The following is a 16835-nucleotide window of genomic DNA, read 5'->3' on the forward strand; positions in this document are numbered from 1 at the left end:
GCTTCCTCAAGCGGCCAGCTTGGAGATGTCCGCCACGCGGTTCATCATGCCGTGCAGCGACGACAGCAGCGCCAGGCGGTTGTTGCGCAGCGCGATATCGTCGGCCATCACCATCACGTCGTTGAAGAAGGCATCGACATCGTCGCGCAGCTGGGCCAGCGTCATCAAAGTGCCGGTGAAGTCGCCGCCCGCGAAGGCCGCGTCGACTTCCGGCTGCACGCGCGTCACGGCCGCTGCCAGGTTCTTCTCGGCCACGTCCTGCAGCAGCGCCGGATTCACCGTGCCGGCCTGCGCCAGCGCTTCCTCGTTCTTCTTGAGGATGTTGGTGATGCGCTTGTTGGCGGCGGCCAGCGAGGCCGCTTCCGGCAGCGCGGCGAAGGCCTGCACCGCTTCCAGGCGCTGCACGATGTCGTCCAGGCGGTCCGGGTTCTGCGCCACCACGGCTTCGATCTCGTTCGGCGTGAAGCCGCGCTCGCGCAGGATACCGCGCAGGCGGTCCATGAAGAACGCCGTCACCTCGGGCGTCGGGTCCTTGAAGCCCGCTACGGACGCAAACTGCGCCACCGCGTCGGCCAGGATGTCGGAGATCGCCAGCGGCAGGCGCTTCTCGATCAGCATGCGCAGCACGCCCAGGGCATGGCGGCGCAGCGCGAACGGGTCCTTGTCGCCGGTCGGCTGCAGGCCGATGGCCCAGATGCCGACCAGCGTTTCAAGCTTGTCCGCCAGCGCGACGGCGGTGCCGGTCTGCGTGGAGGGCAGCGCATCGCCGGCAAAGCGCGGCTGGTAATGCTCGGAGGCGGCCAGCGCCACTTCCTCGTTCTCGCCGTCATGCCGGGCGTAGTAGGTGCCCATGATGCCTTGCAGCTCGGGGAACTCGCCGACCATGTCGGTCAGCAGGTCGGCCTTCGACAGGCGCGCGCCACGTTCGGCCAGCGCAGCGTCGGCACCGAGGCGTTTCGCAATGGCGGTGGCGAGGGCGGTGACGCGGTCGCTGCGCTCGGCTTGCGTGCCCAGCTTGTTGTGGTATACCACGTTCTTCAGCAGCGGCAGGCGCGATTCCAGCGTCTTCTTCTTGTCCTGCTCGAAGAAGAACTTGGCGTCGGACAGGCGCGGGCGCACCACGCGCTCGTTGCCGCCGACGATCGCCTGCGGCGTATCGGTGGCGATGTTCGAGACGATCAGGAAGCGCGAGCGCAGCTTGCCGTTGCTGTCGGTCAGCGCGAAGTATTTCTGGTTGGTCTGCATCGTCAGGATCAGGCATTCCTGCGGCACGGCCAGGAATTCATCCTCGAAGCGGCATTCGTACACCACCGGCCATTCGACCAGCGATGCCACTTCTTCCAGCAGCGCCTCGGGCATCAGCACCTGGTCGTCGCCGGCCTTGGCCAGCAGTTCCTTGCGGATCTGCTCTTTACGCGCTTCGAACGAGGGGATCACCCTGGCCTTGTCGATCAGCGTGTCGGCGTACGCGTCGGCGTGCGGCACGGTGACCGCGCGCTGGCCCGGCGCCGTCAGGAAGCGGTGGCCTTGCGTGACGTTCGATGCGGTCAGGCCCAGCAGCGTCAGGGGCAGCACGGTGTCGCCGAACAGCGCGATCACGCTGTGCGCCGGGCGCACGAACTGCACGGTGGCGCCGTCCGGGCGCTGGTAGCTCATCACCTTCGGGATCGGCAGCTTGGCCACCGAGTCTTCCAGCGCGGCCTGCAGGCCCGTGACCAGTTGCGAACCGGGCGCGGTGTACGTGTAGAAAAACGATTCGGCCTTGCCGTCCTGGGCGCGTTCCAGGTCGCCGACCTGCAGGTCGGGGAAGCCCAGCGCGGCCAGCTTCTTGGCCAGCGGCGCGGTCGGCTTGCCTTCTTTATCGAGGGCCACCGTCACCGGCAGCACCTTTTCGCGGATCGATTTGTCCGGCGACACGTCGCGCACGCGGGTGATGGAAACGGCCAGGCGGCGCGGCGTGGCATACGCGGTGGCGACGCTGTCTTCTTCGAGGAAGTCGCGCGACTTCAGGCCATTGACGATGCCCGAAGCAAAGGCGGCGCCCAGTTTCGACAGGGCCTTGGGCGGCAGTTCTTCGGTCAGCAGTTCGATCAGGAGAGTCTGGGTCATAACGGTTTTCTTATGCTTGCGCGGCCATCGGGAAGCCGAGGCGTTCGCGGGAATCGTAGTAGGCTTGGGCGACCAGGCGCGACAGCGTGCGCACGCGGCCGATGTAGGCGGCACGCTCCGTGACCGAGATCGCGCCGCGCGCGTCCAGCATGTTGAAGCTGTGCGAAGCCTTCATGATCTGTTCGTAGGCCGGCAGCGTCAGCTGCAGCTCGATCAGGCGCTTGGCTTCCGATTCGTGGTTGGCGAACTGGGCGAACAGCAGTTCGGTGTTGGCGTGCTCGAAGTTGTAGGTCGACTGTTCCACTTCGTTCTGGTGGAACACGTCGCCATACTTCAGCACCTTCTTCTGGCCGTTCTCTTCCCACTCCGTCCATACCAGGTCGTAGACGTTTTCCACGCCCTGCAGGTACATCGCCAGGCGTTCGATGCCATAGGTGATCTCGCCCAGCACCGGCTTGCAATCGAGGCCGCCGACCTGCTGGAAATACGTGAACTGCGTGACTTCCATGCCGTTCAGCCAGACTTCCCAGCCCAGGCCCCAGGCGCCCAGCGTCGGGCTTTCCCAGTCATCCTCGACGAAGCGCACGTCGTTTTGCTTCAGGTCCAGGCCCAGTGCTTCCAGCGAACCTAGGTACAGGTCGAGGATGTTTTCCGGCGCCGGCTTCAGCACCACCTGGTACTGGTAGTAGTGCTGCAGGCGGTTCGGGTTTTCGCCATAGCGGCCATCTTTCGGGCGGCGCGACGGCTGCACGTAGGCGGCGCGCCATGGCTCCGGGCCGATGGCGCGCAGGAAGGTGCCGGTGTGGAAAGTACCCGCGCCCACTTCCATGTCGTATGGCTGGAGCAGGGCGCAGCCTTGCTTGTCCCAGTAGGTTTGCAGGGTCAGGATGATTTGTTGGAATGTCAGCATCGTGTTCTTTTGTGGCGCGCCGGGGCGCGCAGGCATAAGGGGTAGCGGTGTGGCGGTTCGCTAAAACGGCTCATTTTAGCGGTTTTTGCAACGGACCAGTAGTGATCAGCCGCTGGCTTTCCTGCGGCGCGAGAGCAGCCAGGCGGCCAGCAGGCTGGCCGCGGCCAGTGCGAGGATGAGGCGGTTCTGCAGCACGATGTATGGCGTGTCGCCCGTCATGCCCTGCACGGTGGCCTGCAGGATGCCGGCCTGGTGGTAGGGCAGGCTGGCCTGCACCACGCCGTGCGGGTCGATGGCGACCGTGGGGCCGGTGTTGGTCGCCGCCAGCATCGGCCGGCCGGTTTCCAGCGTGCGCATCTGCGAGATCTGCAAGTGCTGCGGGATCGCCACCGATTTGCCGTACCAGGCCAGCTCCGACACGTTCAGCAGCACGGTGGCGTGCGAGCCCGCGCTTTCCTCATTGAGCTGGGCCGCGATTTCTTCGCCGAACAGGTTTTCGTAGCAGATGTTCGGCAGCACGCGCTGGTCCTTCACCGGGAAGGCCGGCTGCAGCACCTTGCCGCGCGCCTGGTCGCCGAGCGGGATCTGCATCATGTTCGTGAACCAGCGGAAGCCGGGCGGAATGAATTCGCCGAACGGCACCAGGTGGTGCTTGTCGTAGCGGTATGGCTTGCCCAGCGCGGGCGCCAGCCCCAGCACGCTGTTCGAGTAGCTCGTCGGGCTGTCGGCCATGGGCATGCCCAGCACGATCGCGCTGCCGGTCTTGCGGGCGAAGGTGCCGTAGCTGTCCAGGTAGCCGGTCGGCAGCTGTTGCGGGAACAGGGGAATGCCGGTTTCCGGGATCGCGATCAGGTCGGCCGGCGCCGCCGTGACAGTGTCGCGGTAGTGGCGCAGCGTGTCGCCGACATGGTTCGGATTGAACTTGTCCGACAGGGCCACGTTGCCCTGGATCAGGCGCGCCGTCAGCGGCTTGCCGGTAGGTTGCGTCCACTGCACGTACTGGAGCGCGAAACCGCCCATCCACAGCGCGGCGAGCAGCGACAGCGCGGCTTTGCGGACCGGGTGCATCGACAGCAGCAGGGCGCCGGCGCTCATGGCCGCAATCCAGCCGATGCCGTATACGCCGAGCACCGGCGCATAGCCGGCCAGCGGCGTCACGTTGTGCGCATAGCCGGCGGAAGCCCAGGAAAAACCGGTGAACAGCCAGCCGCGCGACCATTCGGAAATGGCCCAGCAGGCGGGCAGCACGAGCAGGTTCGCCGCAGGCAGGGCCAGCGCCCAGCGCTTGCGCAGCCAGGCGGCGGCGCCCATCGCCAGGGCCGCGTGCCCGCCCATGTAGATGGACAGCAGCACGATGGCGATCCAGGCCAGCACGGGCGGCAAGCCGAAACGGGGCAGCGTGATCGTCAGCCAGTGCACGCCGGCCAGGCACCAGCCGAAGCCGAATGCCCAGCCGATGAAGGCCGAGGCCTTCACGGATTCGGCCCGCAAGACCTGGTAGAACAGGGTCGCCAGCGCGAGCAGCTGGAGCGGCCACCAGCCGACCGGCGCGAACGACAGGACGCTCGCGCCGCCGGCGATGGCGGCGATGATCATGCGGCTGCGCGTGCTGCGGGGAGGCGATGCTGGCGCGTCGGGTGCGGCGCGGCGAAAACGCATCAATCCTGCTCGTCGATGGCGGGTGGCAGTTTCTCGACCGTCAGCACGTGGATCTGGCGTGCATCGGCGCGCAGCACTTCGAAGCGCAGGTTGCCGATGTCGAACACGTCGCCCTTGTGCGGCATGCGGGCCAGATGCTTGGCGACGAAGCCGCCGATGGTATCGACGTCGTCGTCCGGCAGGTCGGCATCGAGTTCTTCGTTGAACTGGGCGATCTCGGTGAGCGCCTTGACGCGCCAGCGCGGACCCAGCTGGCCTTCGCGGATGGAGAGGATGTTGTCTTCCTCTTCGTCGAAATCGTATTCATCCTCGATATCGCCGACGATCTGCTCGAGCACGTCCTCGATCGTGATCAGGCCGGCCACGCCGGAGTATTCGTCGACGACGATCGCCATGTGGTTGTGGTTGGCGCGGAAGTCGCGCAGCAGCACGTTCAGGCGCTTCGATTCGGGGATGAAGATGGCCGGGCGCAGCATGTCGCGCACGTCGAACGATTCTTCGGCGTAATAGCGCAGCAGGTCTTTCGCCAGCAGGATGCCGACCACCTTGTCGCGCTCGCCCTCGATGGCCGGGAAGCGCGAGTGTGCCGTTTCCAGCACGAGCGGCATCCATTCGTCGATGGGCTTGGTGATGTCGATCACGTCCATCTGCGAGCGCGGCACCATGATGTCGCGCGCGGACAGGTCGGAAACCTGGAAAACGCCTTCGATCATCGACAGCGCATCGGCATCGATCAGGTTGCGTTCGTGGGCTTCGTGCAGGACTTCGAGGAGCTCGGAGCGGTTTTCCGGCTCCGGGGAGATCAGCGCGGTAAGGCGCTCGAGAAGGGAGCGATGGGGTTTCGCGTCGCTCTTGCCGTTACGGGCGTAGTTCGTGTCGCCCTTGAGGCTACGGTTTGGGTTCGCGTCATTCCTGACGCTACTAGAGTGCTCTTGCATAGCAGGCATAAAGCCATTTGTTTCGAAGGGATACAGGATACACCAAACGGGCCGGCGGAGCGCTTTTTATCAAAAAGTCATCAGCCACGCACTGGCCACTATGCTGCGGTCATAATCGTCTGGTAGGCTGGCGCCGGGAGGAAACATGCAGGCGCTGGAATACGGATCGGATCAGAATGGATTGGTGTGCGGATACCTGTTCGGGCGCGAGGCGCAGGCGGTGCCGATCGAGGCGGCCGAAGCGGCGCAATGGCTGCGCGCGAATGCCGGGCAGCCGGGCGAATTCCTCTGGCTGCACTTCAACCTCGCCAACACGGCCAGTGAAAAGTGGCTGCGCGAGCAGGTGCGCCTGTCCGAGGAATTCTACGATTGCCTGCACCAGGGGTCGCGCTCGACGCGCATCGAACAGGCCGACGACACGCTGGTGGCCGTCGTCAACGATGTGCTGCGCGACTTTTCCTTCGAACCTTCCGACATCGCCAGCCTGTACCTGTCCGTGGAACGGCAGCTCGTGATCAGCGCGCGGCGCAGCCCCCTGCAGGCGGTCGAGCGGCTGCGCCAGGCGGTGCGGCGCGGCGAACCGATCGCCTCTTCCGTGGTGCTGCTGACCCACCTGCTGCGCGACCAGGCCGACGTGCTGACCCGCATCGTGCGCGTGGCCACCGGCAAGGTCGACAGCATCGAGGACAATTTGCTGTCCGGCCAGCTGAAGTACAAGCGTGCCGACCTGGGCGCGCTGCGGCGCGTGCTGGTGCGGCTGCAGCGGCTGCTGGCGCCGGAGCCGGCGGCCATGTTCCGGCTGCTGCAGCGCCCGCCGTTATGGGTGACCGTGCAAGACCGGCAGGAATTGCGCGAAGCCAGCGAGGAATTCGCCGTCACGCTGAACGACATCGCCACCTTGCAGGAGCGCATCAAGCTGCTGCAGGAAGAGATCGCCGCGCTCGTCAACGAAGGCAATAACCGCAGCCTGTACACGCTGACGATCGTTACCGTGCTGGCATTGCCGATCAACATCATCGCCGGCTTGCTGGGCATGAACGTGGGGGGCGTGCCGCTGGCCACCGATGCGTCCGGCTTCTGGATCATTGCCGGGATCGTGGCCGCGTTCACGTGCGTGGCCGCCTGGGTGGTGATGCGGCGGCGGCGCGAGCTGGAGTAGCGAAAAAACCGGTGACAGGCACCATTTGTTTTGCAACGGGTGTTACTAGTTAAAATGCGCCTGTCCCTGACGGCGTTATCTAAGCGTCATGCGGGACATTGAAAGCGCATGCATGCACCCCAACAGCGAAGGGCTGGGGTCAGACCCGGCGGGTCTGACCCCGGAATTTGCACTTGGGGTGGGCTTATACGAGCTGCATTAGTGCCTGTCACTGCTTTTGAGACAGCAGGAGGGCGCTACTTCTCGGCTGCGTAGGGATCGGCGTAGCCCAGCCCTTCCAGCAGCTCGGTCTCCAGGCTTTCCATTTCCTCGGCCTCGTCATCGTCCTCGTGGTCGTAGCCCTGCGCATGCAGCACGCCGTGCACGATCAGGTGGGCGGTGTGCTCCTCGACGGTTTTCTTCTGTTCGGCGGCTTCGCGCTCGAGCACGTCGGTGCACAAGATGATGTCGGCGCGGGTCGGTTCGTCGTCGGCGATGTCCTCGCCTTCGTTGTAGGCGAACGTCAGCACGTTGGTGGCGTAGTCCTTGCCGCGGTAGGCCTGGTTCAGCTGCTGGCCCTCGGCCGCGTCGACGAAGCGGATCGTCAGCTCGGCCGGGGCGAACAGCGCGGCCTTCACCCAATTGCGCAGCAGCGGGCGGGTGATGGTTTCCTGCAGGCGGGGATCGGCGTATTGCACCGACAGGGTCAGCTTATTTTTTTCGGACATTCCGGGCAGCGGTCTTGACGGGTTTCAGCAATGGGGCGATGTCGGCGGTACTCTGGTGGGCGCTGTCGTAGGCGTCGACGATGCGCGCCACCAGCGGATGGCGCACCACGTCTTCGCTGGAGAAGTGCGAGAAGGCGATGCCGCGCACGTCGCGCAGCACCTGGATGGCATCGACCAGGCCGCTCTTCTGGTGCTTCTGCAAGTCGACCTGCGTGACATCGCCGGTAACCACGGCCTTGCTGCCGAAGCCGATCCGCGTGAGGAACATCTTCATCTGCTCGACGGTGGTGTTCTGCGCCTCGTCGAGGATCACAAAGGCGTGGTTCAGCGTGCGGCCGCGCATGTACGCCAGCGGGGCGATCTCGATCACTTGCTTCTCGAACATCTTTTGCGTGCGGTCGAAGCCCAGCAGGTCGTACAGCGCGTCGTACAGGGGGCGCAGGTACGGGTCCACCTTCTGCGCCATGTCGCCCGGCAGGAAGCCCAGCCGTTCGCCGGCCTCGACGGCGGGGCGGCACAGGATGATGCGTTTCACCGCATCGCGTTCCAGCGCGTCCACGGCGCAGGCCACGGCCAGGTAGGTCTTGCCGGTGCCGGCCGGGCCGACGCCGAAGCTGATGTCGTGTTCGAGGATGTTGCGCAGGTAGCGGATCTGGTGCGGCGTGCGGCCGCGCAGGTCGCTGCGGCGGGTCTTCAGCGCGGGGCTGGCGATTTCCGGATCGTAGAACGGCGGCTCTTCTTCGTCGTCGCCATCCGGCGCGGCCTGGCTGGTACGCTGTTCGACGAGACCCAGCTGCACTTCCTCGATCGGCACGGCCTTGTCGGCCACCGCATAGAATTTTTCCAGGATCTGCACGGCGCGCTCGGCGTTGGTGCCGCTGACGATGAATTTCTCGCCGCGCCGGAAGATCGTTACATCGAGCGCCGCCGAGATCTGGCGCAGGTTTTCATCGAGGGGACCGCACAGGTTGGCCAGCCGGGTATTGTCCAGCGGTTCCGGAACGAAATAGTGCGGTTGTACGGGAGTCTTTGTTTTCAATGTGTGGTCAGGGCAGAAGGGGCGGCGGAATCAGGTGCGCTCGCCGCGCAGGGAATAGGACAGGCTTTCCGTAATGATTACATCGACCATCTTGCCATGCAGGGCGGTCGGCGTGTCGCCACCATCGAACAGGACGGTGCGGCCGTTGCCGGCGCGGCCGGCCAGTTCGTTGCCGCCTTGCTTCGAAGGCCCCTCGACCAGCACGCGCATCGTCTTGCCCACCATGGCCGCGCTGTGCCGTTTCGTGTTGTCGTCGATTAATGCCTGCAGGCGCTGCAGCCGCGCCAGCTTTACCTCGTGCGGCGTATCGTCCGCCAGGTTGGCGGCCGGGGTGCCGGGGCGCTTGCTGAAGATGAAGCTGAACGAATTGTCGAAGTCGACGTCGCGCACCAGCTTCATCATCGCCTCGAAGTCGTCTTCCGTCTCGCCGGGGAACCCGACGATGAAGTCGGAGGCGATCGTCACGTCCGGCCGCACCGCCTTCACCTTGCGGATGATCGACTTGTATTCCAGCGCCGTATAGCCGCGCTTCATCGCGCCCAGGATCTTGTCCGAGCCGTGCTGGGCCGGCAGGTACAGGTGATCGGCCAGCTGCGGGATCCGCGCATAGCAGTCGACCAGGCGCTGCGTGAATTCCTTCGGATGGCTGGTGACGAAGCGGATCCGCTCGATGCCGGGGATTTCGGCCACGTATTCGATCAGCAGCGCGAAGTCGGCCTGCTGGCCATCGGCCATCTGGCCGCGGAAGGCGTTGACGTTCTGGCCCAGCAGCATCACTTCCTTGACACCCTGCGCGGCCAGCCCGGCCACTTCCGTCAGCACGTCGTCGAAACGGCGCGACACTTCCTCGCCGCGCGTGTAGGGCACCACGCAATAGCTGCAGTACTTGCTGCAGCCTTCCATGATGGACACATAGGCGAACGGACCGTCGACGCGCGCCGGCGGCAGGTGGTCGAACTTTTCGATTTCCGGGAACGCGATGTCCACCTGCGGCTTGCCGCTGTGGCGGCGCAGCTCGATCATCTTCGGCAAGCGGTGCAGGGTTTGCGGACCGAACACGATATCCACCTGCGGCGCGCGCTTGACGATGGCTTCGCCTTCCTGCGATGCCACGCAGCCACCCACGCCGATCACCAGGCCAGGATTCTTTTCCTTCAGCTTGCGGAACACGCCCAAGTCGGAAAACACCTTTTCCTGCGCCTTTTCGCGCACCGAGCAAGTGTTGAGGAGGATGACGTCGGCTTCTTCCGGCGTGTCGGTGCGCACCAGGCCATCCGTGGCGCCGAGAAGATCCGCCATCTTGTCCGAGTCGTACTCGTTCATCTGGCAGCCGAAGGTCTTGATGAATACTTTTTTCTGCATGGCCGGCAGTTTACCGTAATTCCTGTTGGCGAACTGCGCGTGTTGATGAAGTACGGAAAAACTTTACATGCCAGTGGGCATGCGGTTTTCGGGCTCATCAATATCGGTCTGACAACTCTGTCACCGGCAGGTTGAGGCCCCGTAACAATTTCCCACAAGTTCTATCGTGCGCTGCCTACTGTTTCCGTGTGTTGAAATAGCCATGTTGTCAAGTTTCTTAGCGAATGATTGATTTTTATTAAATCTTCGCTTGGCATCGCTAGGCTGGAGCGTGCTTGTTTGGGCATAGAATTTTGCAGAAAGTGCAAGTTTCTACCCGATGGTCGCCGGCCCTTGCGCCTGGAAGTTTTGGCGTACCCGTTCCGGTACTGATGTGGAAATGTTTTTTGAAACCAAGGTAGAAATCTGCGGTCTTTCCTAATGTCCGGAGCAGCATCTTCAATCTACTATATCGACGAGGATCCATCATGGCACACCACGCACTCTCATCCCAAGAAAGCTACAACCCGAATCACCTGCTCGATATTTTGCTGGGCAAGATGCAACTGAAAAACGATGCTGCCCTGTCGCGCCTGCTGGAAGTGGCGCCGCCCGTGATCAGCAAGATCCGCCACCACCGCCTGCCGGTGGGTGCTTCGCTGCTGATCCGCATGCATGAAGTCACTGGCATGAGCATCCGCGACCTGCGCGACCTGATGGGCGACCGCCGCACCAAGTATCGCCTGTCCGACGCGCAAGGCCGTCCGAAGCCAGAAGAAAAGGCCGCACAGCAGGCCGCCGCCGCCGCACAGCAAGCTCAGCAAAAGCCGGAAGGCAATTACACGCATTGAGCCATGCCGGCCGGAGCGCTGCGCTCCGGCCAATCTTCCTCCTGCTGCTTCCGGCCTGATCTTTGCGGCTGATCTTTGCGGCTGATTTTTGCGCCTGTTTTTGCGTCTTTCTTCGCACTAAACCAGCGCCTTCCGTGTCCCTGCGTTCCCGCGCCACCCGCCATTTCCGGCAGGCCTTGTCGCGCCCGCCGTTTCGTATTGTCACGTAAATTTATGACAGCCGTATTTATGGCACCAGCACCCGGGTCATCGCGTCGAACTGCGCTTCCGTTTCCGCGAACACCTGCAGGCATGCTTTCTCATCCAGCCCGATGGCCTGCCATGCCACGGCCGACACCGGTGGCACCAGTTCGTCCGCCACGCCGGCGAGGTCCAGCGCATGGGCCATCGCATCGGCCACGTGGATGATGGTGGCCAGGAAGCCGGCACCCGGCAGTTCCGGCGCATGGTGATGGCCGATGGCGCAGCGCATCGTGTCGGAAAAATGCCAGTGCTCGGCCAGCGCCAGGCCGGCGTCGACATGGTCGATGCCCAGCACCGTGCGCTCGGCGTCCAGCCATGCCGCGTCGTGCGCGCTACGCCAGGCGATCACCCGGGCGTAGTGGTCGGGGAAACTGGTGACCAGCACCAGCCGGCCCACGTCGTGCAGCAGGCCGGCCGTGAAAGCGTAATCCTGGTTGAAGCGCAAGTGGCGGGCCAGCACCTTGGCGCAAACGGCGGTGGCGATCGAGTGCCGCCAGAAGGCCGGGTGGGAAAAACCGGCACAGCGGTTCTCCGCGAAGCACCCGGTCAGCGCGGCGGCGGTGATCAGGTTGCGCGCGGTCTGGAAGCCGAGATAGGTGATCGCCTGCTGGATCGTGGTGATCTTGACCTGCAGGCCATACAGCGGGGAATTGGCCAGGCGCAGCGTCTTCGCCGTCAGCGCCTGGTCTTGCGCCACCTTTTTTGCCAGCACGGCGATATCGACTTCTTCCGCATCGATGCTGTTCAGCAGTTCCATCACGATGACGGGCAGGGAGGGCAGGTCGTCGAGATTCTGCACGACATCGTCATACCCCAGGCGGTTCATCCTTTCGCTCCGGAACGGTAAGCGTGCAGGCAGGCGCGCAGCGCGGCGCCGGCAGGAACATCGGCACTGCCCGCGTCGAGCTTGCGGAACAGGTAGTCGATGCGCTCGCCGTGCGGGTCGCGCACCGGCACCGTGTCGATGCCGTGGCGCGCAAACGAGGCCAGCATCGCCGGTGTCAGCATCGCTCCCGCCGGCAGCAAAACCTGCCCCCGCGCATCGCGCAGTTCGCCCGACAGCACCATGCCGGCGCGCGCTTGCGCCAGCGGCAGATCGCGGTTCTCCATCGCATCCTCCTCGTTGCGGACGATCTTACCACCATGCCGCAGCGGTAAGGCCGGGGCTGCAAGCCGGGCGCCCGCTTCGCCGCGGCTGACGCATACTGCGGGCATTGGAGGATACATGAGCACACAGCGACAGGTTGCCCTGCTGCGGGGCGTCAATGTCGGCCGGGCCAAGCGCATCGCGATGGCGGACCTGCGAACCGTCCTGGGCGACCTGGGCTTTACCGGCGTGCGCACCCTGCTCAACAGCGGCAATGCCGTGTTCGACTGCCCGGCGGCCGACGCGGCGAAGTCCGCAGCGCGCATCGAAGAGACACTGGTGCTGAAGCTCGGCGTGCCGGCCCGCGTGACGGTGCTCGACGCACAGCAGCTGGCCGACATCGTTGCGGCCAATCCCTTGCTGGACCAGGCACGCGATCCGTCGCGGCTGATGGTAGCCGTGCTCAGCAACCCGGCCGACCGCGGCAAGCTGGAAGCGCTGGCGCACCAGCAGTGGCAGCCGGAAGCATTCGCCCTGGGCCAGTGGGCCGCCTATATCTGGTGCGTGGATGGCGTGCTGGCCAGCCGTGCCGCCGCAGCGATGGGCAACCTGCTGGGCGATGCCGTGACCACCCGCAACTGGAGTACTATTACCAAACTGCATTCTTTGGCAATGGAAACCTGACAGTCCGAGCTCGAATACAGCCTGCCCAACGGCTGAGCCAGGCAAGCGCTCGTCACTGCAAGTTTCAGCAAGACCGCGTGCCCTTCCGGAACGGCGAGGCACGGAAGGCTTAACCGGCGCGGCGCCGTGCGGCAAGTACGGCCAGGCCAAGGCCGAGCATGGCGTAGGTCGCTGGCTCCGGCACTGGCAAGGGGCTCATGCTGTGTTCGAACCGTGTTTCCGGTGTCCAGTTCAGGTAGTACTCCTCACCTGGCAGATACCCAAGATATTGGTAAGTGCTGCCAGCCGTAACGCCGGTGCTAAAGCCAATCATTTCGTCGGAGTAGCCCCAGTACGCCTCGAACTGCAATCCACCGGTCGCGGAGTAGGAAAAACTCTCCAGGCACCAGCTTGCACCTTCCCCGTTGTTGCCGCAGAGTGGGGCGCCGATGTCGATGCTGCCATAATATTCGCCATCCAGATCCAGATCGCCAAAGCGGAAATGCTGGACTTCCTTTCTCGTCAGGGCGCCATCGTGATTGGCATCGTAGCCAGTCACGACGCCTTTCAGCACGAAATCGGCGAGGAATTCTCCGTTCCAGGCATTCTCGAAGCCCGTATATTGGAACGTCAACGTTTCGGCCGAGACGCCGGCGGCGCCGAACGTACTCAGGATGAACGTGGCAAAAGCCCTTTTCAACATGTTTTCTCCGCACACTGGTTTGGGGCATCCAGTATGCAATACGCGGGCACGAAAAGTTATATTAAAGTTAATAGCGAATTGCTAGTGTTGCAGCCTTGCCCCATGAACAGGCGTTTCCAGTTTCGGTAGACTGGCGGTACTTCCGGCTCATAAGCAAGGCCATGACACATCTACCCCCTTGTTGCCGTGCTGGCTGGCGTCCTGCTGGCCATCCGTGCCGAGGATGGCCAGCATTATTACGAGCTCATGCTGTAGTCCAGGCCCCGCCGGCGCGCATCGACCCGTTTTTACCGCATCCGCTCTTACCTCATTACTTGCCGCGTTGGCGCCGGTTCGCCACGCTGTCGCGGTCCACTCCCCAATTGTCGGTCGGCACTTCGTCGATGATGACGAAGGTGGTGGCCGGGTCCTTGTCCAGCACGCGCGAGAGCAGGTCGGTCGCGCCTTCGATCAGCGCCAGCTTCTGCTGCGGCGTCACGCCTTCGTCCGTCACGCGGATATTTATGTAGGGCATGGCTGTCTCCTTACCAGTTGCCGGCGGTAGCGCCGCCGTCCACGGCCAGCACCGTGCCGGTGGTGAAGCGCGTTCCCGTCAGGTACAGCACGGCCTCGGCCACGTCTTGCGCGGTGCCCAGCGTGCCGGTCGGCGCCAGCCCTTTCAGGAAGTCGTGCGTTGCTGCATCGTCCGCATGCAGCGGGGTATCGATGATGCCCGGCGCCACCGCATTGACCTTGACGTTCGCGCCAGCCAGTTCCAGTGCCAGCGCCCGCGTTGCCTGGTTCAGGCCGCCCTTGATCAGGACCGGCAGCAATGCCGGCACCTTCGCGGTCGGCGCGGTGCCCAGGCTGGCCGTAATCGTCACGATATGGCCTCCGCCGTTGGCCGTCATGTGCCGTGCCGCCTCGCGGGCCGGATAGAAGAATCCCTTCAGGTTGGTGGCGATGATGGCGTCGAGGTCCTCGTCGGTGTAATCGCCGATCCGCTTGGCGATGAAGATGCCGGCATTGTTGACGAGGATGTCGGCCTTGCCGAAATGTTCGATCGCCTGGGCGAACAGGGCCTTCGCGGTAGCTGGCAGGCCGATGTCGCCTGGCACGCCGACGAAGTTGCGTGGATTGCCCAGCTTCGCGGCTGCCGCCTGCAGGCGCTCGGCCGTGCGCGCATTGCCGACGACATTATGGCCGCGCGCCAGGTACGCCTCGGCGATCGCATAGCCCAGGCCGGAAGAAGCGCCGGTCACGATGACGGTCTTGGTATCCATGGTGTTTCCTTTTCATGAGTGGTTTGGGTGAGTCCACTATACTTTTGCGCAAACAGTCGATAAACCGGCTGTCGGGTAAATGACTTGATACATCATGTAATCAATTGGGTAACTGAGCAAAAAGGATGGAGGGGATCCATGCAACGGCAAAACCAGTTGGCCAGCATCGAGTTGTTCGTGCTGGCAGCGGAATACGAGGGTTTTACGCCGGCGGCGCAGGCGGCCGGCGTGACCCCGGCGGCGGTCAGCCGTTCGGTGGCGCGGCTGGAAGATCGCCTTGGCGTGCGGCTGTTTGTACGCACCACGCGGCGCATCCGCCTGACCGACAGCGGCCGCGCCTACTTCGAGCAGTGCCGGCAGGCGCTGGCCCAGCTGGTGGACGCCGAGCGCGAGATCACGGGCGACCAGGCGGCACCGTCGGGCCAGCTGCGCATCAGCGCGCCAACGCCCTACGCGCATCACCGGCTGCTGCCCGTGCTGCCCGCTTTCCGCGCCCGCTATCCCGGCGTCGAGATCGAAGTCCACATCAGCAACCGCAACATCGATTTCGCCGAAGAGGGCTACGACCTGGCAATCCGTGGCCGCCAGCCTGTCGACTCGAACCTGGTGGCGCGCAAGCTGGAAGATGCGGAACTGGTGCTGGTGGCGTCCCCCGGTTACTTGCGTGCCGCCGGCGTGCCACAGGCGCTGGGCGACCTGTCGCGCCACCCGTGCATGCAGTTCGAGCTGCCCAGCACGGGCAGGAAGATCCCGTGGCTGTTCCATGACGGCGGCATGGTGCGGGAAGTGGTCACGACCGGCCCATATACCTGCTCGGACGATGTGCTGGGCATCGCCACGCTGGCGCGGCACGGCGCGGGACTCACGCAGACATACCGCTTCATCGTCGCGGACGACCTGGCGCGCGGCGAGCTCGTCGAACTGCTGCCGGCGCATGGCGGCACGTCGCGGCCGTTCTACCTGCTGTATCCGCATGCCCGTCACCTGCCGCTGCGCGTGCGGACGTTCATCGAGTTCCTGACCGCGCAGTTCCAGCCCGGGCCCAAGGCGGCCGGGATGCCGCGACGCTGAGTTGGGGTAGACTGCGGGCTTCGATAGCGAACCCACGTGCCATGAAACATCTCCCACTCGTTGCCGTGCTGGCCGGCGTGCTGCTGGCCGGCTGCGGCGTCATCAAGAAAGACAGCGCGGCCGGGCGCATCACCGGCATGCAGGAAGCGGCCAATCCGCAAGTGCTGCTGCTGGGCGAAGTGCACGACAACCCGCAAGGCCACAAGCTGCGTTTCGAGGAATTGAAAAAGCGCGTCGACGCCGGCTGGCATCCCGTCATCGCCATGGAACAGTTCGACCACGAAGACCAGGCGCTGCTCGACGACGCGGTGAAAGGCTGCGTCGATGCCGGCTGCGTGATCCGCGTGATGAACAAGAAGGGCTGGGACTGGCAGCAGTACTACCCGGTGATCCAGTTGGCGCTGGACAAGCATCTGCCGATCGTGGCGGTCAACCTGTCGCGCGCGAATGCCTCGAAAGTGGTGCGCGACGGCGTGGCATCGAGCTTCGACGCGAAGACGGTGGCCGAGTACCGGCTGGGCGAACCGATTTCCGCCGACTGGCGCAAGGCGCAGGAAAACGAAATCCGCACCGGCCACTGCAACATGCTGCCGGACATGATGGTTCCCGGCATGGTCGATGCCCAGATGGCGCGCGACATCTGGATGGCCAAGCTGATCCGCGACCAGCGGCCGCGCGACGTGGTGCTCATCGCCGGCAACGGCCACGTGCGCAAGGATATCGGCGTGCCACGCTGGCTGAACTCGTTCGGCAGCAAGCTGACGGTGAGGGCGGTCGGCTACGTGGAAGGCGGCGGGCAGAAGGAATTGTTCGACGAGGTGCGGACGATCCCGGCGCAGAAGCGCGCCGATCCCTGTGCGAAGTTCAAGAAATAGGCAGGCCGCTACGGGCTATTTCAACCCAGATGCAAGCCCCGGGGTCAGACTCCCGGCACCGCCGATGGCCGAGCTTGCTGGTAACGGCGTCGGGGGCTGACCCCGGTCTCTGCCGTTGGATTTGCGTGAGCCAGCGATACGCAGCCTGGAAAATCAGCAGGCCGCTACCGGCTGTCCACCCAGTTGCAAGCGCTGGGGTCAGACCCCCGGCACCGCTG

The 16835-nt window shown here is 64.3% G+C and carries 17 protein-coding genes; 5 read left to right on the forward strand and 12 right to left on the reverse strand.

The features are described from left to right. Positions 1–6: 6 nt before the first annotated feature. From glyS to EYF70_RS02415, 4 genes are all read right to left on the reverse strand, one after another. Complete coding sequence (gene glyS, locus EYF70_RS02400) at positions 7–2109, reverse strand: glycine--tRNA ligase subunit beta (RefSeq protein ID WP_131143969.1); 2103 nt, start codon at positions 2107–2109, stop codon at positions 7–9. Between the two features lie 10 nt (positions 2110–2119). Next, positions 2120–3019 carry a glycine--tRNA ligase subunit alpha gene (gene glyQ / locus EYF70_RS02405; protein WP_131143970.1) on the reverse strand — a complete coding sequence of 300 codons (900 nt, stop codon included), beginning with the start codon at positions 3017–3019 and terminating at the stop codon, positions 2120–2122. A gap of 105 nt (positions 3020–3124) precedes the next feature. Continuing rightward, positions 3125–4678: an apolipoprotein N-acyltransferase gene (gene lnt / locus EYF70_RS02410; protein WP_131143971.1), complete on the reverse strand. Its 1554-nt coding sequence runs from the start codon at positions 4676–4678 to the stop codon at positions 3125–3127. After that, complete coding sequence (locus EYF70_RS02415) at positions 4678–5616, reverse strand: CorC family transporter (RefSeq protein ID WP_371861749.1); 939 nt, start codon at positions 5614–5616, stop codon at positions 4678–4680. Before EYF70_RS02415 ends, lnt begins: the two co-directional genes overlap by 1 nt. Positions 5617–5761: 145 nt before the next feature. Here EYF70_RS02415 and EYF70_RS02420 point away from each other — a divergent pair, with 145 nt between their 5' ends. After that, positions 5762–6775: a transporter gene (locus tag EYF70_RS02420; RefSeq protein ID WP_131143973.1), complete on the forward strand. Its 1014-nt coding sequence runs from the start codon at positions 5762–5764 to the stop codon at positions 6773–6775. 236 nt (positions 6776–7011) lie between these two features. Here EYF70_RS02420 and ybeY read toward each other — a convergent pair whose 3' ends face one another. Genes ybeY through miaB form a run of 3 tightly spaced genes read right to left on the reverse strand, consistent with a single transcriptional unit; the run spans position 7012 to position 9883 of the window. Beyond that, the gene (gene ybeY / locus EYF70_RS02425) at positions 7012–7482 is read right to left on the reverse strand and encodes an rRNA maturation RNase YbeY (protein WP_131143974.1); all 471 of its coding nucleotides are present in this window, start codon (positions 7480–7482) and stop codon (positions 7012–7014) included. After that, positions 7466–8521: a PhoH family protein gene (locus tag EYF70_RS02430; RefSeq protein ID WP_131143975.1), complete on the reverse strand. Its 1056-nt coding sequence runs from the start codon at positions 8519–8521 to the stop codon at positions 7466–7468. Before EYF70_RS02430 ends, ybeY begins: the two co-directional genes overlap by 17 nt. A gap of 30 nt (positions 8522–8551) precedes the next feature. Beyond that, positions 8552–9883: a tRNA (N6-isopentenyl adenosine(37)-C2)-methylthiotransferase MiaB gene (gene miaB, locus EYF70_RS02435; protein WP_131143976.1), complete on the reverse strand. Its 1332-nt coding sequence runs from the start codon at positions 9881–9883 to the stop codon at positions 8552–8554. Positions 9884–10350: 467 nt separating this feature from the next. Between miaB and EYF70_RS02440 the strand changes: the two genes are divergently transcribed. Then, the gene (locus tag EYF70_RS02440) at positions 10351–10713 is read left to right on the forward strand and encodes a hypothetical protein (protein ID WP_130187622.1); all 363 of its coding nucleotides are present in this window, start codon (positions 10351–10353) and stop codon (positions 10711–10713) included. Positions 10714–10939: 226 nt separating this feature from the next. On the opposite strand, the gene EYF70_RS02445 is transcribed toward EYF70_RS02440, so the two are convergent. Then, positions 10940–11782, reverse strand: coding sequence for an HDOD domain-containing protein (locus EYF70_RS02445; RefSeq protein ID WP_131143977.1), 843 nt, complete (start codon positions 11780–11782; stop codon positions 10940–10942). Next, a complete protein-coding gene (locus EYF70_RS02450) occupies positions 11779–12066 on the reverse strand; it encodes a hypothetical protein (RefSeq protein WP_229420672.1) in 288 nt (95 codons plus the stop codon). Before EYF70_RS02450 ends, EYF70_RS02445 begins: the two co-directional genes overlap by 4 nt. 115 nt (positions 12067–12181) lie before the next feature. Between EYF70_RS02450 and EYF70_RS02455 the strand changes: the two genes are divergently transcribed. Further along, positions 12182–12727 (forward strand): DUF1697 domain-containing protein, encoded by a 546-nt coding sequence (locus EYF70_RS02455; RefSeq protein WP_131143978.1) that lies wholly within the window; start codon positions 12182–12184, stop codon positions 12725–12727. Between the two features lie 109 nt (positions 12728–12836). Here the strand turns inward: EYF70_RS02455 and EYF70_RS02460 are convergent, their stop codons facing one another. The 3 genes from EYF70_RS02460 to EYF70_RS02470 all read right to left on the reverse strand — a co-directional run bounded on the left by EYF70_RS02460 (position 12837) and on the right by EYF70_RS02470 (position 14671). After that, a complete protein-coding gene (locus tag EYF70_RS02460) occupies positions 12837–13409 on the reverse strand; it encodes a PEP-CTERM sorting domain-containing protein (protein WP_131143979.1) in 573 nt (190 codons plus the stop codon). Between the two features lie 310 nt (positions 13410–13719). After that, complete coding sequence (locus tag EYF70_RS02465) at positions 13720–13923, reverse strand: 2-hydroxymuconate tautomerase family protein (protein ID WP_131143980.1); 204 nt, start codon at positions 13921–13923, stop codon at positions 13720–13722. A 10-nt stretch (positions 13924–13933) separates the two neighbouring features. Further along, on the reverse strand, positions 13934–14671 hold the full coding sequence (locus EYF70_RS02470; protein WP_131143981.1) for an SDR family NAD(P)-dependent oxidoreductase: 738 nt from the start codon (positions 14669–14671) through the stop codon (positions 13934–13936). A gap of 138 nt (positions 14672–14809) precedes the next feature. On the opposite strand from EYF70_RS02470, the gene EYF70_RS02475 reads away from it, so the two are divergent. Both EYF70_RS02475 and EYF70_RS02480 read left to right on the forward strand, forming a co-directional pair. After that, on the forward strand, positions 14810–15742 hold the full coding sequence (locus EYF70_RS02475; protein WP_131143982.1) for a LysR family transcriptional regulator: 933 nt from the start codon (positions 14810–14812) through the stop codon (positions 15740–15742). Between the two features lie 41 nt (positions 15743–15783). Beyond that, the gene (locus EYF70_RS02480) at positions 15784–16617 is read left to right on the forward strand and encodes a ChaN family lipoprotein (RefSeq protein WP_131143983.1); all 834 of its coding nucleotides are present in this window, start codon (positions 15784–15786) and stop codon (positions 16615–16617) included. Positions 16618–16835 lie beyond the last annotated feature (218 nt).

The organism is Pseudoduganella albidiflava, from assembly GCF_004322755.1.
Lineage (GTDB): Bacteria > Pseudomonadota > Gammaproteobacteria > Burkholderiales > Burkholderiaceae_D > Rugamonas > Rugamonas albidiflava.

Excerpts from the sequence above, each read along its gene's own strand:
- lnt (WP_131143971.1), bottom strand. The coding sequence starts at position 4,678 with ATGCGTTTTCGCCGCGCCGCACCCGACGCGCCAGCATCGCCTCCCCGC.
- EYF70_RS02460 (WP_131143979.1), bottom strand. The coding sequence starts at position 13,409 with ATGTTGAAAAGGGCTTTTGCCACGTTCATCCTGAGTACGTTCGGCGCC.
- miaB (WP_131143976.1), bottom strand. The coding sequence starts at position 9,883 with ATGCAGAAAAAAGTATTCATCAAGACCTTCGGCTGCCAGATGAACGAG.
- EYF70_RS02475 (WP_131143982.1), top strand. The coding sequence starts at position 14,810 with ATGCAACGGCAAAACCAGTTGGCCAGCATCGAGTTGTTCGTGCTGGCA.
- EYF70_RS02445 (WP_131143977.1), bottom strand. The coding sequence starts at position 11,782 with ATGAACCGCCTGGGGTATGACGATGTCGTGCAGAATCTCGACGACCTG.
- EYF70_RS02420 (WP_131143973.1), top strand. The coding sequence starts at position 5,762 with ATGCAGGCGCTGGAATACGGATCGGATCAGAATGGATTGGTGTGCGGA.
- EYF70_RS02440 (WP_130187622.1), top strand. The coding sequence starts at position 10,351 with ATGGCACACCACGCACTCTCATCCCAAGAAAGCTACAACCCGAATCAC.
- EYF70_RS02415 (WP_371861749.1), bottom strand. The coding sequence starts at position 5,616 with ATGCAAGAGCACTCTAGTAGCGTCAGGAATGACGCGAACCCAAACCGT.
- EYF70_RS02450 (WP_229420672.1), bottom strand. The coding sequence starts at position 12,066 with ATGGAGAACCGCGATCTGCCGCTGGCGCAAGCGCGCGCCGGCATGGTG.
- EYF70_RS02465 (WP_131143980.1), bottom strand. The coding sequence starts at position 13,923 with ATGCCCTACATAAATATCCGCGTGACGGACGAAGGCGTGACGCCGCAG.
- glyQ (WP_131143970.1), bottom strand. The coding sequence starts at position 3,019 with ATGCTGACATTCCAACAAATCATCCTGACCCTGCAAACCTACTGGGAC.
- EYF70_RS02470 (WP_131143981.1), bottom strand. The coding sequence starts at position 14,671 with ATGGATACCAAGACCGTCATCGTGACCGGCGCTTCTTCCGGCCTGGGC.
- ybeY (WP_131143974.1), bottom strand. The coding sequence starts at position 7,482 with ATGTCCGAAAAAAATAAGCTGACCCTGTCGGTGCAATACGCCGATCCC.
- EYF70_RS02455 (WP_131143978.1), top strand. The coding sequence starts at position 12,182 with ATGAGCACACAGCGACAGGTTGCCCTGCTGCGGGGCGTCAATGTCGGC.
- EYF70_RS02480 (WP_131143983.1), top strand. The coding sequence starts at position 15,784 with ATGAAACATCTCCCACTCGTTGCCGTGCTGGCCGGCGTGCTGCTGGCC.
- glyS (WP_131143969.1), bottom strand. The coding sequence starts at position 2,109 with ATGACCCAGACTCTCCTGATCGAACTGCTGACCGAAGAACTGCCGCCC.